The organism is Pseudomonas sp. IT-232MI5, from assembly GCF_949767845.1.
GTDB lineage: Bacteria > Pseudomonadota > Gammaproteobacteria > Pseudomonadales > Pseudomonadaceae > Aquipseudomonas.
Genome location: NZ_CATKQE010000009.1, coordinates 128,029 through 143,096 on the forward strand (window position 1 = coordinate 128,029; position 15,068 = coordinate 143,096).

General features: G+C 58.8%; 10 protein-coding genes and 1 riboswitch. Of the genes, 7 read left to right on the forward strand and 3 right to left on the reverse strand.

All coding sequences use genetic code 11. From position 1 onward, the window contains the following. A complete protein-coding gene (locus ACM6JQ_RS08385; protein WP_414893547.1) occupies positions 1 to 1,245 on the reverse strand; it encodes a glycosyltransferase family 4 protein in 1,245 nt (414 codons plus the stop codon). Between the two features lie 388 nt (positions 1,246 to 1,633). Between ACM6JQ_RS08385 and ACM6JQ_RS08390 the strand changes: the two genes are divergently transcribed. Beyond that, positions 1,634 to 6,925 (forward strand): SET domain-containing protein-lysine N-methyltransferase, encoded by a 5,292-nt coding sequence (locus ACM6JQ_RS08390; protein ID WP_414893548.1) that lies wholly within the window; start codon positions 1,634 to 1,636, stop codon positions 6,923 to 6,925. Positions 6,926 to 7,057: 132 nt separating this feature from the next. Here ACM6JQ_RS08390 and ACM6JQ_RS08395 read toward each other — a convergent pair whose 3' ends face one another. Both ACM6JQ_RS08395 and ACM6JQ_RS08400 read right to left on the reverse strand, forming a co-directional pair. Next, positions 7,058 to 7,465, reverse strand: a complete 408-nt coding sequence (locus ACM6JQ_RS08395) for a hypothetical protein (RefSeq protein ID WP_007911452.1) — start codon at positions 7,463 to 7,465, stop codon at positions 7,058 to 7,060. A gap of 180 nt (positions 7,466 to 7,645) precedes the next feature. Then, positions 7,646 to 7,909: a hypothetical protein gene (locus ACM6JQ_RS08400; protein WP_414893549.1), complete on the reverse strand. Its 264-nt coding sequence runs from the start codon at positions 7,907 to 7,909 to the stop codon at positions 7,646 to 7,648. A 283-nt stretch (positions 7,910 to 8,192) separates the two neighbouring features. Continuing rightward, positions 8,193 to 8,293, forward strand: a riboswitch (guanidine-I (ykkC/yxkD leader). Between the two features lie 63 nt (positions 8,294 to 8,356). On the opposite strand from ACM6JQ_RS08400, the gene ACM6JQ_RS08405 reads away from it, so the two are divergent. The 6 genes from ACM6JQ_RS08405 to ACM6JQ_RS08430 all read left to right on the forward strand — a co-directional run. Next, entirely contained in the window at positions 8,357 to 9,424 is a 1,068-nt protein-coding gene (locus tag ACM6JQ_RS08405) for a putative urea ABC transporter substrate-binding protein (protein WP_007911457.1), read from the forward strand. An 18-nt stretch (positions 9,425 to 9,442) separates the two neighbouring features. After that, positions 9,443 to 10,258, forward strand: coding sequence for an ABC transporter permease (locus ACM6JQ_RS08410; RefSeq protein WP_007911459.1), 816 nt, complete (start codon positions 9,443 to 9,445; stop codon positions 10,256 to 10,258). Continuing rightward, positions 10,255 to 11,043: an ABC transporter ATP-binding protein gene (locus tag ACM6JQ_RS08415; RefSeq protein ID WP_414893550.1), complete on the forward strand. Its 789-nt coding sequence runs from the start codon at positions 10,255 to 10,257 to the stop codon at positions 11,041 to 11,043. Before ACM6JQ_RS08410 ends, ACM6JQ_RS08415 begins: the two co-directional genes overlap by 4 nt. 25 nt (positions 11,044 to 11,068) lie before the next feature. Beyond that, complete coding sequence (locus tag ACM6JQ_RS08420) at positions 11,069 to 11,794, forward strand: urea amidolyase associated protein UAAP1 (protein ID WP_042704882.1); 726 nt, start codon at positions 11,069 to 11,071, stop codon at positions 11,792 to 11,794. A gap of 11 nt (positions 11,795 to 11,805) precedes the next feature. Further along, on the forward strand, positions 11,806 to 12,447 hold the full coding sequence (locus tag ACM6JQ_RS08425; RefSeq protein WP_095113798.1) for an urea amidolyase associated protein UAAP2: 642 nt from the start codon (positions 11,806 to 11,808) through the stop codon (positions 12,445 to 12,447). A 278-nt stretch (positions 12,448 to 12,725) separates the two neighbouring features. Next, a partial coding sequence (locus ACM6JQ_RS08430) for a 5-oxoprolinase/urea amidolyase family protein (protein WP_414893551.1) occupies positions 12,726 to 15,068 on the forward strand: 2,343 nt, incomplete at its 3' end.

Consider the following 15,068-nt stretch of genomic DNA (forward strand, 5'->3'; position numbering starts at 1 on the left):
TCAAAGCTCCCGGTCAAACTGAGTTTCAGGCTGTTTCTTGAGATGCCCGGACATCGCGTTTTCAAATACCTCAAAGTAGTGTTTCGTGCCGTACTCCACATCAAATCTGCTCGCCGTCAACTTCGCAGCGCTGCGCAGGCCGTCGTACTCATCAACGGAATCAAGAACCTTGGTAATACGTTTGGCGATACCGTGATGATCGAAGAAATCCACCAGCATTCCATTGTGACCATCGACGATCACCTCCCTTACCGGAGCCGTATCTGAGGCTACTACCACACACCCAGCCGCCATCGCCTCCAATAACGACCACGACAAAACAAACGGATACGTCAAATAAACATGAATCTTTGAGCAGTCCAGAATCGCGCGGTAAGTCCAGTAAGGAAGCTTCCCAGTGAAATGAACGGTGGAATGATCGAAACTTACCTCTGCCTGCATCCTGCTGCGCCAATTTGCATAGCCAACCGGCTTACACCCATAACTGACGTCATCACCGCCCACTACGATTATCTGCGCATGGGGACACTCAGCCTGAATATGCGGGATCGCTCGCATAAAACTGTGAAACCCGCGATAAGGCTCAAGATTCCTCGCGACATAAGTAACGATCGGCTGCCCGGCTCTCAGCTCGACGCCATTGGGCAACCTGACGGCCCCAACTTTCGCCAAGCAAGAACTTTGAATGACGCCCTCGTGAATAACCCGAATGGCCGACTGATAAGCGGCCGGAAACAGATTGCGCTGCCACCGCGTAGGCGCAATGGCAATGTCACATTGTTCGAGATTCAAAAGATGCAGCGAATTGAGCACTCGCAGCCTTGATGACTCTCTTGTGGCTCGCGGGAATTCAGGGTCGAACCCAGAGTCCGCGCCCTGCGCTCGATAGTAATATTCGCAATAGTGAATAAGCGGCGTGTCAGGATAGACATCCTTGACGAAGAGCGTTTCCCCCCATCCGGGATGAGCAAGAATCACGTCCGGCCGATAACCCGAATGTTTCAGTCGGCTCAGAATTTGAAAAACTTTCTCTCCATCAGTCACCGCTTGTTCGTAACGGATCAGATAGGGGTGAATAGCGCCGGCTGCTCTGCTGGCGGCGCGGTATCGATATATTTTCACCTCTGCGATACCCGGCGCCGTATCCCGACCTATCGCCAAAACCTCGTGACGCCTGTCAATCGCCGCCAGCACCACGTGACGGAACTGGCCCGGAAAGTTTTGGTGAATCACAAGAAGTTTCATAGCGGCATCGTCCTTTTATTCGCCGCTAATGAACTGAGTTTTGCTCACCTCGATCGGCAGGAACAAACGCTAACAAATGCAAGGAAATGAAACTGTAGGAAGCGTCCGGGAATGCCCTAGGAGAAGGCTAATGGGACGATTTTTCGACGGGCATAAAAAAGCGGTGCGGCACCCGTTGGCGGATTTGAGGGTTTACTGAGCCTATCGCCGGATTGGACAGGAAGTCCGTTTACATCCTCTCCGGCCGCGCGACACTGGGCTCATCTGACCTGTACGCAAAGTCTCACACTTGGTTTATGGCGTTTGTTCACGGAGTGTTTTTACTCTCGTGAACGCTGGAAGCGCCCCCGCGTTTCCCAAGGACGACTCTTTGACTATGGACAGTCTCATGACGGGCAATACCCTCGTAATCACACCTTCGCAGATTCACCCGCTCCCCCTTGACGATCAATCCACGCCAGAACCTGACGACATCGACTCGTCAAACGCAGGTACCGGCAGTGCCATCCGGCAACCGCGGGGTAATCCGGGTGGGGCGTTGTCCTGGCCGATTCCACTGAGTCCAGACGAACAACGGCGCTTGCGCCTGATCACGATGAATCATGCGCACCATTTGGGCGATCAGCCGCTGGTGATGCAAACCAAGGGCGGTGTGCTGGAGTTTCTGCGCTATCGCTGCCCACTCCCGGATAACATCGTGAACGATCCTGCCCGGGTACTTGAAACCCTGCTCGGCTGTGCGCAAGGGCAACTGATGGGCAGAGCTTTGCAACAGAAAATGCAAGGCATTGACAGCGCAAGCAGTGCGATCGATTACCTGCTGGCGGGCATCACACTGCAGCTGGACCCCGAATCGATCACAACCCCTGATCGGCACAAAACAGCCGGCTTTGATCTGGCCAGTGATCGGCATTGGGGTCGGCACGCCTCTGAAGTTGCAGGTGAACTGGCTGCTCATTTAAGCCGTGAAGGTAGAACCAGCGCTGACTTGGCGAAAGCCGGTGCGTACCTTTTGTTGGCCAGGCTGGCCCCGCAGTTTCTGATTGCAGAGACTCCTCAGAATGTGAAAGTTGGCAGTCTGGCTTGGGCCAACCTGACCATGGCAGCAATGGCCATCGAAGCTCAAACACCGGGCAAAGTCCCCGGCTTGACGTTTGCCCAGGTCATGAGCATGGCGCAAAGTGCCCGCCTGGCAGACCCTGCGTCTACCCAGCGCATTCAGACAGCTGCGTTACTCGATTGGGCCGTGGCCAACGAAATCATCCTGAAAATAAACGATGACAGCTACACCGCCGGACAACTTGAAACGATAAGAGCGACATTTAACCAGGAGCTGGATGAGCGGCTTGCTGCCGCCAGAATACTGGACAAGGAATTACCGACACGAAAAGACATTGCCCTGGCCATATTGATGGAGCGATTTGGCGATTTGGGTCCGCTTTTCGACGTCAAGGCACTCCACACAGATACATATCGTGGCGAGCGTGGACAGACGGGTTTTAGTGGCATTCATTCGCTACTGGATTACGCGATGATGGATTTGCCGAATCCACGGCCGCTGGCATCGAGTGACTCGCGTATTCCCTTGGAGGCATTGAACAGTAACCCGACATTTGGCGTGCGGGAGGCTTTCGAACAGCAATTCACGCGCGCCATCGAGGCTAAAAAAACCGCTGTCAATACAACGGTCAGGCACATGATCTCCCTGCTCCCACGAGAGGACCGAAAGAATTTCGAGTTTGGAAAAATCAGCTTTTTCCAGCAAGGATCATTTTTGTCAGATGGCTTTTTCAACCATACCCCCTGCCCGAACGCGCCCGGACTGCTCATTGGAACGCAGTTGAGCGGCCACTTCCACGCGTATGAAATCAACATCAATAAAGACACGATCGAACGCATAGCCCCGCACAAGGCAAAGCATCAGGATTCCAGGGAAGCCAACAAATATTTTACGACCAGAGAGCTTGTCCCCCGTGAGGCGGCAAATGAGCTGGGTCGTGAACGCACTGTCAGCGAATCACTTTTGAACAGTTTCAACAGCGCTCGGTCCCGTGCGATTGCCGATACCTTTGTACAACATCTTGATCTGGATGACCCCACAATCAAAGAGCTGGCACGCGGGCAGACGCCTATGGACGAATATTACCGGCCCAAGGCGCTAGGGGAGTTTTTGTTGAACCTGATTCCCTTCAGGTCCGCCATCGTCAATTTTCAGAAGGGCAACTACGGCGAGGCGGTATTTGATCTCACAGTGGATGTATTCGGTTTTCTCACTGCGGGCGCCGCCACTGCCGGAAAATTGATCAGGATCGGCAGGACAGCTCTTTCCGCCGGGACCAAGGCACTGAAGACCGTTCATGTTATCGGCGTCGCCACCATCGAGGTGCTCAACCCGGTGGGTGGCCTGGGTAATCTGGCCAGACTCCTCGCTACCGGCGGCGCTCATCTACTCTCCCGAGGTGCCAAAGCCGTCAACCGGCTCAGGGGCGCCGCTGACAGCTACGACGTATTGAAAGCTGTCAGCACACAATATGATGCGGCGGCAACAGGCACCATAAAAGTGGCTGGCCAGACTGTGGAAGGCGCAGCCGTGTTGAAGAATGGTCAATGGTATTCATTTGATGCCAACACGATGCGACCTTATGGCAGCCCGATCGAGGATTTCGCGGTCGTCACCCAGGCGGTCGCCGGCAGAGTGATCACTTCACACGTCGATGAGTTACTCGAGCTGAGCCATGATCTGTTCGGGCATTACGGTGTGCCCGAGTCCACAATCACCGGGCTCTCTCGTAACAGCCAAGGGGTATATGTTGCCGCCGATGGGCATCTCTCCCACATACGCCATACCGATAGCAGCGGTAAATCGGCGGTGTACGAGGTCAGACAGATCACTCGCACGGAAGACGGCATTGTGCAGGCGCGGGTCTATCACAATAACCGGCAAACCGAATTGCTGATTCAGCATCTCCGGGATGAGCAGTGGCAACGACTGGGCGCACAAGGGGCTGGGCGGGAGATTACCGCATTGCATTTGCGGATATGGGAAGGATTGTCGACGGCGCAACAGCAACAAGTTACTCGCAGCGGCTTCGCCCGACAGTATCTGCTACCTCGCAAAACATTTGAGTATTACGTCAAGCCTGATGGCCAATTGAACGCCACGGGCGTGCTGGTGCGCGACCGCCCCGTTGACACGCCATTCAATCTGCCAAGCGAAGCGCATGTCCGCGAATGGCAGAAAATGACGCAGAACGCCCGTGACGTAATGACCATGGGCGGATTTGCCGGTCTGCATCACCTGAACCCGGCAACCTTCAGAAGTTACGTCAGGGCCGACGGTCGCCCGGGGCCGGCTGGCGAAGTGCTGCTGCACAGAGCGGCCGGGGGTACCTATAACCCATTTACAGATGACTATCTGCACCAGTGGAATGCGCTCTTCAGGCAGCCGGACAACGCGATGACAGCCACGCAGTTCATGCATCAACATCAGCTCAACCCCTTCATATGGCAGAAGCACGTCAAGCAAGATGGATCGCTGACAGAGGAAGCTGTCAAACGTCTCGATAAGGCGGGACAAAACATCGATCAGCCTGTCTCGCTTCAGCAAGCAGAAGCGCAGGTGATTCGGCAGATCGAGGTGCCCGGCAAGAGTCCGAAGGGCAAGACCCAGAGGGTCACTGCCGAGCACCTGCGGCGATGGGAGGCACTGCCTCAAGCAGAACAGCAGCAGCTAACCCGAGAAGGCTTTGCACTGCAGAATAATCTGCCGCGAAAAACATTCGAGTACTACGTGAAGCCTGACGGCCGATTGAGCGAAACCGGCGTACTCGTACGCGACCGTCCGACAGACAAAACCTTCAATCGGACAAGCGAAACGCACGTCCGTGATTGGCAAAACATGACTCAGCAAGAGCGTGACACCATCACAATTCAAGGATTTTCCGGTCATCATTATCTTCAACCAGAGACCTTTGCCGGCTATGTGTACGCCAATGGAAGCTTGAGGCCAGCCGGACAATCGCTACTGCACCGCGCGGCCGGTGGCACCTATAACATTTTGACCGATGAACATTTGCGTCAGTGGTACGGGCTTTCCAGACAGCAAGACAACACCCTCACGGCAGAAGATTTTGTCCGTCGGCACTCACTCAATCCTGCTACATGGCAATCGAAAGTCAAAGTCGATGGAACCCTCAGAACCGCAGCCTTACGGCGTATCGAAAGCGGAGCACAAAGCACAAGACTGCGCAAACAAAGGATCACTACCGAACATTTGCGGAACTGGCTGGCGTTACCGCAAGCGGAGCGACAGAGCCTCACCCGCGCAGGCTTTGCCCGACAGAACAATCTGCCGCGGAAAACATTTGAGTACTACGTGAAACCTGACGGCGAGTTGAGCGCGACCGGCATATCAGTACGTGACCGTCCTGCCGACCTGGCCTTCAACCAGCCGGATGAAACACATGTCCGTGACTGGCAGAAGATGTCTCAGCAGGAGCGAGACACAATGACCGTGGAAGGTTTTGCCGGTCATCATCATCTTCATCCGAATACACTTTACAGTTATGTCCGGGCCGATGGAGGTCTGGGGCCAAGGGGGCAGGCCTTGATGCACAAGGCTGCAGGCCATACTTACAACGCAATTACCGACGAACATTTACGCCGCTGGGACGTGCTTTTCAGGCTTGCGGACAACACCGTCTCGGTGACCGCGTTCGGGCGCCAGAACGGACTCGATCCCCGCCAATGGATGAGCTACGTCAACATTGACGGCACGTTAAAAGACACAGCCTTGAGACGTCTCGAAGGAGTGGGGCAAAGTACCCTGCCACGCTTTGAAGACCAGACCCCTGAAACGATTGCGCCACAAAAGCGCCCGGCGCCGGTCTCGCTGGACTCACCGCAACCGAAGAAGCCCGCCGAGGCGCCAGAGCGTGTCGACGAAATTCCAGGCCCCTCTTCCGACATCTTGCCAGTCACCATCAAGATTGAACCTGGGGCTTCCTCGTCGTTGCCTCATCAAGCCGACAACACATTGCCGATCCTGCAAGACCCGCAAAACCCGACAATCAGCCGGACCTTATCCGTAGAGGGACCGATTGATGACATCCGTATCGCCAACTGGAGTGGCCTGCTTGACGGTCTCGATAGCGCAAGCAAACAACACGTATCAACCCAGATCAAGGAATCGATCAAAGACTGGTTGCGTACCGAAGGGCAGCATCAGGCGAGGTTTGATCAGACTCTGGAAGTGCTCACGGCCCTGGATGACGGTGGACCCAATCGCGGCGCGTCGGTATGGGCGCGCCGCGATATTGCCAAATTTGAGGTGCTTGGACCGTACGCGGGCAAATTCCACGAATCAGAAGCGTCATTGTTTCGGGAGATACGCAAACAAGGTTCACGGGCTGTACTGACCTATTTGTTCGGCACACGTTCGGGCAATCGCTCAGTGAGTGCGCTGCACACGGGCAATACCCTGAGCCTGATCAATACCTCGCAACTGGGCAATGGCCCGGCATGGAGGTCGAATAACGTCATTACCATCGCCGCGGGGAAAAACCTGACCTTCTACGTGGCGCTGAATGACATTCGCAAGGGAGATGAATTACTGGTGGATTACGGCCTGTCCTACAAGCCGGTGCCTGATATAGCGATCAAACCGGACCCTAGTCGCTGATCATCAGATTCAAGCGCCAAAGCGACCGCGGCCTTAAGTCATTTAGTGCGCTTAACAGTTGGTCTTCATCCTGACGATATCCTCAGGTACAAAAAAGCGGCGCTTCAAGCGCCGCTTTTCATTTGCGGGTGATTACCAGCGGTTACCACGCCCATTGTGATCGCCGCGTCCACTGTGTCGGTCGTAGTTGCCACGACCGCGATGGTCGTTATCCCAACCGCCGCGACGGTGGCCATTCCAGCGCCCGCGATCATTGTCGTGCCAGCGACGGCTTTCGTAGTAGCGCGGGGCCGGTTGGTAGTAACGCGGCGCCGATTGGTAATAGCGCGGTTGCTGGTAGTACCGCGGGGCTGGCTGGTAGTAACGTGGCTGCGCGTAATACGTGCTGCCACCCCGGTAATAGGTGCCGCCTGTGTTGTAGTAGGCCGGTGCGGGTGACGTGTAGACCTCTGAGCTGTAATACGAGTCCGCGTAAGAGTACGGGACGCAACCGGCAACGGAAAACATCAACGCAGCAAGCAGAAGAATTCGTCTATACATGGCGGCCTCCTGGACCGCGGGTTGGCCACACCAGCGACGCTGGCAGGCGACAGTCATTTAATCGGTGACTGTCGAAAAATCAGACAGCGTTTTCGGCATCTGGTGCGTTCCTGCAACAAGTTGAAACAAGTGATTAATGAAATCCTGTTCATTTGGAAAACGCTGTCATTCAGCCGCTGATTAATGGTGGCCACCGTGATATCCGCCGCCGTGATAACCCCGTCCGTAACCACCCCGATACCCGTAGCCACCGTGGTAATAACGCGCACCGCCGTAGTAGCGTGGCCCGTAATAACCACCGTAGTAATAAGGCGAGTAATAGCCGGGATAGTAGTAGGTGGACGGATACGCATCGTAGGGACCGGCGTAGTAATAACAACCGGACAGACCGAAACCGAGCACCGCTCCCAGCAGCGCCCTTCGCAACGCTTTTTGAATGAGCATGGCGGCCTCCTGAAAGACCCGCGACAGCAGTCGGCACAGACCGGCTGACATCTGTTTTGACTGGCGAAGCCATGCCGAGTGCCAACACCGCAAAACCATCAGATCAGCGGCAACCACGCTGCATGACGGTGCAGCCGCGCACCAACACAAAGCGCCACATCGCCCTCACCTGCAAACCGATGCCACCCGCGCGCCCGAGCCAGAGCGCCTGACGCAACTTGGCACGCGTCTCGCTTTAGCAAACCCGTGCAGGAGTCATCACAGGTTCGCGGCACCACAATTTGCAATGGCTGACTAGGGTTCCGGCTCGCAATCGCGAGTGGCTGGTCCGAGAGTTGGCGACCTCCAGTTGAGGTTACACGGCGGGACAAAAGCCCGGGAGACAAGCCACCGTTCGCGGTGCCGCGTTGCCTTCCTGTCCGCCCTTGATCAACTGGAGAATCCACCATGACCCGACTACGTTTGCCCGCCCTGCTCGCCGCCGCCTTCGCCGCGCTCATCAGCACGCAATCCCCCGCCGCCCAGAAAGACCACTTCAGCGTCTGCTGGACGATTTACGCCGGCTGGATGCCCTGGGAATACGCCGGCAGCCAGGGCATCGTCGACAAATGGGCGAAGAAGTACGGGATCAAGATCGACGTCGTGCAGCTCAACGACTACGTCGAATCGATCAACCAGTACACCGCCGGCCAGTTCGACGGCTGCACCATGACCAACATGGACGCGCTGACCATTCCGGCCGCCGGCGGCGTCGACAGCACCGCGTTGATCGTCAGCGACTTTTCCAACGGTAACGACGGCATCGTCCTCAAGGGCGCCGGCAAGAAAGTCGCCGACCTCAAGGGCATGGACGTCAACCTGGTCGAACTGTCGGTCTCGCACTACCTGCTGGCCCGCGCGCTGGACTCGGTCGACCTGACCGAGAAAGACCTGAAAGTGGTCAACACTTCCGACGCCGATATCTCCGCCGCTTTCAACACCGAACAGGTCAACGCCGTGACCACCTGGAACCCGATGCTCTCGGACATCAAGGCCAAACCGGGCGTGACCGAGGTGTTCAATTCCAGCCAGATTCCTGGCGAGATCATGGACATGATGGTGGTCAACAGCGCCACCCTCAAAGACAACCCGGCGCTGGGCAAAGCACTCACCGGTGCGTGGTTCGAAGTGGTCGAGTTGATGAACGCCAAGAACGCCGCGAGCAAAGCTGCGCTGGAGCACATGGCCAAAGCTTCGGGCACCGACCTCGCTGGATTCCAGGCACAACTCGACACCACCAAACTGTTCGCCACGCCAAGCGAAGCGCTGAACTTCGCCACCAGCAAACAACTGCCGGAAACCATGCGCAAGGTCGCCGAATTCTCCTTCCAGCACGGCTTGCTCGGCGAAGGCGCGAAAGACACCAGCGCGGTCGGCATGGCCTTCGCCAACGGCGTGACTAGTGGCGACACCGGCAACCTCAAGCTGCGTTTCGATCCGACTTACGTGCAGATGGCCGCCGACGCCAAGCTGTAAGCCACGGAGGATTTGGCCATGCGCCTGATCAATCGCCACCCGGATCGCCCCAGTCGCCTGCTGTTGGTGATCCTGCCGTTCGCGCTGGTGTTGTTCGCCTACTTCATGGGTTCGGCCGAGCGCCTGGCGGACAACCCCAACGACAAACTGCTGCCCAGCGCCGTGCAGATGAGCGACGCGGTCAAACGTCTGGCCTTCAATGCCGACAGCCGCACCGGTGACTACCTGTTGTGGCAGGACACCGCGTCGAGTCTGCGGCGTCTGGCCATCGGCCTCGGCATCGCTGCATTGGCCGGGCTGTGCCTGGGCATCGCCGCCGGCACGCTGCCGTTGTTCGGCGCGCCGTTGTCGCCGCTGCTGACAGTGCTGTCGATGGTGCCGCCGCTGGCGATCCTGCCGATTCTGTTCATCGTCTTCGGTCTGGGCGAGTTGTCGAAAGTCATGCTGATCGTGATCGGCATCACCCCGGCCCTCGCTCGCGACCTGGAACAGCGCGCACGGGAAATTCCCGTCGAACTGCTGATCAAGGCGCAGACCCTCGGCGCCTCGACCTGGACATTGATGCTGCGGGTGGTGTTGCCGCAACTGTTGCCGCGTTTGTTGATCTCGTTGCGGCTGATGCTCGGTTCAGCGTGGCTGTTCCTGATTGCCGCCGAAGCGATCGCCTCCACCGACGGCCTCGGCTACCGGATTTTTCTGGTGCGGCGTTATCTGGCGATGGACGTGATTCTGCCGTACGTGGTGTGGATCACCCTCCTCGCCTGGCTGATGGATTGGGGCCTGAAATACCTGACCCGTCGCGCCTTCCCTTGGTATGAGGGGGCGGCCAAATGAGCTTCATCACCGTGAAAAACGTCTGGCAGCAATACGCCGATCAGGTGGTGCTGGAAGGCTTGAACCTGAGCGTCAACGAGGGCGAGTTCTGCACCCTGGTCGGCGCGTCCGGTTGCGGCAAATCGACCTTCCTGCGCCTGCTGCTCGGCCAGGAAACCGCGAGTCGCGGCGAGATTCTGCTCGACGGTCAAGCGCTGCCCAGCGAACCGGATGCCAGCCGTGGCGTGGTGTTCCAGCGCTACTCGGTGTTCCCGCATTTGAGCGTGCTCGACAACGTCGCCCTCGGCCTCGAATTGCCGCGTGCGCCGCTGATCGGTCGGTTGTTCGGCAGCGCCAAACGTGAGGCGCGCGAACAAGCGGCGGCATTGCTGAATAAAGTCGGCCTCGGCCATGCCCTCGACAAATACCCGGCGCAGTTGTCCGGCGGCATGCAGCAACGCTTGGCGATTGCCCAGGCACTGATCATGAAACCGCGGGTGTTGCTGCTCGACGAACCGTTCGGCGCACTCGATCCGGGCATCCGCAAAGACATGCACGCCTTGCTGCTGGAGCTGTGGCGCGAGACCCAGTTGACCGTGTTCATGGTCACCCACGACCTGTCCGAAGGTTTCAGCCTCGGCACCCGCCTGCTGGTGTTCGACAAGGTGCGCCTCGACCCGCACGCCCCCGGCGCCTATGGCGCACGCATCACCTACGACATCCCTTTGAACAGCGACCGCCGCGCCCAGCGCGCCGCCGTCGACGCCTTGCCGTTGCCACTGGCAGGCGCCCTTCGCACCGCTTGAGAGGACTGCTCCAATGAATAAACCGATGACTGATTCGACCCAACTGTTCCCACCGTTTGCCGAAGAAATGCTCCCCGGTGGCGGCCACCGTTCCTTCGTGTTGAAGCGCGGCCAATTGCTGCGCCTGACTGATCTGCGCGGTGGCGCCAACGTCAGCCTGACCCTGCTCAACGCCAATGAAAAAACCGAGCGGCTGAACCTGCCCGACAGCCTCAAGTGCCAACACACCGCCAAACTCACCAGCGGCCACTGCCTGTACTCGGACATGGGCCGCGTACTCGCCGCAATCACTGCCGACACCTGCGGCTGGAGCGACAGTCTCGGCGGTGTGCTCTGCGCCGAAGAGGTCGCAGAAAAGTACGGCCAGGGCCGCTATCAGGAACTGCGCAACGGCTTCTTCCGCAACGGCACCGACAACCTGTTGGTGGAACTCGGCAAGTGGGGTTTGGGCCTGTCCGACCTGCTGATGACGCTCAATCTGTTCAGCCGCGTGAATGTAGATGAGGCCGGGCGTTTCCACTTCGTCGAGGGCAATTCCAAGGCCGGCGACTACATCGAACTGTACGCGCCGATGGACACGCTGGTGGTGCTCACCGCGCTGCAACACCCGATGGATCCGGCGCCGGAATACGCACCAAAACCACTGAAGCTGAGCTGGATGAACGCCGACGCCAGCGTCGCCGAACACTGCCGCACCTCGCGCCCGGAAAATGAGCGCGGCTTTATCAACACCGACCGTTTGTTCGCCTGAGGATCGCTGCCATGTCAGTTGCTATCGCCACTTCGCAAAAACAACCCGACGCAGCGGTGTACCGCGCCACAATCCCGGCCGGTGAACCGTGGCTGATGGAGGTCAAGGCTGGCCAGACCCTGCGCATTCTCGACCTGGAAGGCAATCAGGCCGTCGATACCTTGTTCTACAGCCTCGCCAACCCCAAGGAACGCTACGACGTGCAGCGCACCTTGCGTCGGCAGAACAGCGTCTACCTGAGCACCGGCAGCGTGCTGTATTCCAACCTCGGCCACGCGATGCTGACCATCGTCGCCGACACCTGCGGACGTCACGACACCCTCGGCGGCGCGTGCGCGCAAGAGAGCAACACCGTGCGCTACGCCTTGGAAAAGCGCTACATGCACAGCTGCCGCGACAACTACCTGCGCGCCTGTGCCCATGATGGGCGACTGGGCAAAGGTGACATCGGGCCGAACATCAATTTCTTCATGAACGTGCCAGTGACCGCCGATGGCGGGCTGACCTTCGAGGACGGGATTTCGGCGCCGGGCAAGTACGTCGACTTGCGTGCGGAGATGGATGTGATTGTGTTGATTTCCAACTGTCCGCAGTTGAACAACCCTTGCAACGCCTACAACCCGACACCTGCGGAGCTGCTGGTATGGAACTGAAAATCAGCCGTTTGCGCCGTTGGCTTTTCGCCCTGTGCCAGGCCCGTTCCGGGCAATGCCTTAAAAAGTGAAACCAGCACAAATCCCATTGTAGGAGTGAGCCTGCTCGCGATCGCGGTGTGTCAGACACATCAGTTTTGATTGATCCGACGCTATCGCGAGCAGGCTCACTCCTACAGGGGCTCGGTGGTGATCTGAAGTGTTTTTTTCATCCGGGACGGCCCGGATGTCTGTCGAAAAACAGCGGGACGGCCCGCTTCCCCTTCAGGGGTTATGCCATGTTCGAAAAAGTCCTCATCGCCAACCGTGGCGCCATTGCCTGCCGCATCCTGCGCACCCTCGGCGCACTGCAGGTCAAAGGCGTGGCGGTGTATTCCGAAGCCGACGCCGCCAGCCTGCACATCCTGCACGCGGATGAAGCGCACAGCCTCGGTGAAGGCGCTGCCGCCGGCACCTATCTGGCGGTCGAAAAAATCCTCGCCATCGCCAAGCAAAGCGGCGCCACCGCGATCCATCCCGGCTACGGATTCCTCTCGGAAAACGCCGCGTTCGCCGAAGCCTGCGCAGCGCAGAACATCGCCTTCATCGGCCCGACGCCGGAACAACTGCGCGTGTTCGGCCTCAAGCACACCGCCCGCGCGTTGGCCAAACAACACGGCGTGCCCATGCTCGAAGGCACCGAACTGCTCGACAGCCTCGACGCCGCGCTGATTGCCGGCGAACAAGTCGGCTACCCGGTGATGCTGAAAAGCACCGCCGGCGGTGGCGGCATCGGCATGCGCGTGTGCCGCAGCGCCAGCGAACTGAGCGAGTCGTTCGAAGCGGTGAAACGCCTCGGTCAGAACAACTTCAGCGACGCCGGCGTGTTTATCGAGAAGTACATTCAGCGCGCCCGGCACCTGGAGGTGCAGATGTTCGGCGACGGACGCGGCGAGGTCATCGCCCTCGGCGTTCGCGACTGCTCGGTGCAGCGGCGCAATCAGAAAGTCCTCGAAGAAACCCCGGCGCCGAACCTGCCCGACGGCATGGCCGACGAGCTGTGCGCGGCGGCGATCAAACTGGCGAAGGCGGTGAACTACCGCAGCGCCGGCACGGTTGAATTCGTCTTCGACAGCGACGCGCAGCGCTTCTACTTTCTCGAAGTGAACACACGGTTGCAGGTGGAGCATGGCGTCACTGAGCAAGTATGGGGCGTGGATCTGGTGCGCTGGATGGTTGAGCTGGCGGCGGGAGATTTACCGCCGCTGAGCGAGTTGTATCGTCAGCTGAAACCCGAGGGCCACGCGATTCAGGCGCGCCTGTACGCGGAGGATCCCGGCCGCGATTTTCAGCCGAGCCCAGGCTTGCTGACAGCCGTGGAATTCCCGCCGGCCAACGGTATTCAACTGCGCATCGATACCTGGGTCGAGGCCGGTTGCGAGATTCCGCCGTACTTCGATCCGATGATTGCCAAGGTCATCACCTGGGCGCCGACCCGCGAACAGGCGCGTGCCGAGTTGCATCAAGCGTTAGGCGACAGTCTGTTGTACGGCGTGGAAACCAACCGCGACTACCTGCGGCAGATTCTCCTCGACGCGCCGTTCGCCAGCGGTGAGCCGTGGACGCGTTGCCTGGAAGGTCTGGTCTATCGCGCCAACACCTTTGAAGTGCTCAGCGCCGGCACGCAAACCAGCGTGCAGGATTATCCCGGTCGCCTCGGTTACTGGGCTGTCGGTGTACCTCCATCGGGGCCGATGGACAGTCGCGCGCTGCGTTTGGGCAATCGTCTGCTCGGCAACGCTGACGGCGCGGCGGCGCTGGAAATCACCATGAGCGGGCCGTTGCTGCGCTTCAATTGCACAGCAGTGGTCGCGGTGACGGGGGCGCCGATTGCCTTGACGCTTGAAGGCACAAGCGTGCCGATGAACACCGCGCTGCTGATCCCGGCGGGCGCGACGTTGCATCTGGGCAGCATCAGCGGCGCCGGGGCACGCAGTTATCTGTGCCTGCGCGGTGGTTTGCAGGTGCCGGATTATCTGGGCAGCAAAAGCACTTTCACCCTCGGCCAGTTTGGTGGGCATGGTGGTCGGGCGTTGCGTGCCGGGGATGTGTTGCATATCCCTGCGCTGACTGACCGCAGTGCTGGCCAGCAGTTGACCGAGCAGCACATCACCGCGTTGCCAGCGGTGCGGCAGATCAGGGTGATTTACGGCCCGCACGGCGCACCGGAATATTTTACGGAAAACTACATCGGCAGTTTTTTTCAAACCCAGTGGGAAGTGCATTTCAACTCCAGCCGCACCGGTGTCCGCCTGATCGGGCCGAAGCCGGAATGGGTGCGTGCCGACGGTGGCGAGGCCGGGTTGCATCCATCGAACATTCACGACAATCCGTATGCCATCGGCGCGGTGGATTTCACCGGTGACATGCCGGTGATCCTCGGCCCGGATGGCCCGAGCCTTGGCGGGTTTGTCTGCCCGGTGACGGTGATCGAGGCGGATCTGTGGCAACTGGGGCAGCTCAAGGCTGGCGATAAAATCCAGTTCATCCCCGTCGACCTCAAAACCGCCCGCGATCTCGCCCTGAAATGGGATCAATGTAGGAGTGAGCCGGCTCGCGCTGAGGCCCGCTCAGACACCGCC

Coding starts and splice junctions, on each gene's coding strand:
- ACM6JQ_RS08390 (WP_414893548.1), top strand. CDS start 1,634: ATGACGGGCAATACCCTCGTAATCACACCTTCGCAGATTCACCCGCTC.
- ACM6JQ_RS08410 (WP_007911459.1), top strand. CDS start 9,443: ATGCGCCTGATCAATCGCCACCCGGATCGCCCCAGTCGCCTGCTGTTG.
- ACM6JQ_RS08395 (WP_007911452.1), bottom strand. CDS start 7,465: ATGTATAGACGAATTCTTCTGCTTGCTGCGTTGATGTTTTCCGTTGCC.
- ACM6JQ_RS08405 (WP_007911457.1), top strand. CDS start 8,357: ATGACCCGACTACGTTTGCCCGCCCTGCTCGCCGCCGCCTTCGCCGCG.
- ACM6JQ_RS08420 (WP_042704882.1), top strand. CDS start 11,069: ATGACTGATTCGACCCAACTGTTCCCACCGTTTGCCGAAGAAATGCTC.
- ACM6JQ_RS08415 (WP_414893550.1), top strand. CDS start 10,255: ATGAGCTTCATCACCGTGAAAAACGTCTGGCAGCAATACGCCGATCAG.
- ACM6JQ_RS08425 (WP_095113798.1), top strand. CDS start 11,806: ATGTCAGTTGCTATCGCCACTTCGCAAAAACAACCCGACGCAGCGGTG.
- ACM6JQ_RS08385 (WP_414893547.1), bottom strand. CDS start 1,245: ATGAAACTTCTTGTGATTCACCAAAACTTTCCGGGCCAGTTCCGTCAC.
- ACM6JQ_RS08400 (WP_414893549.1), bottom strand. CDS start 7,909: ATGCTCATTCAAAAAGCGTTGCGAAGGGCGCTGCTGGGAGCGGTGCTC.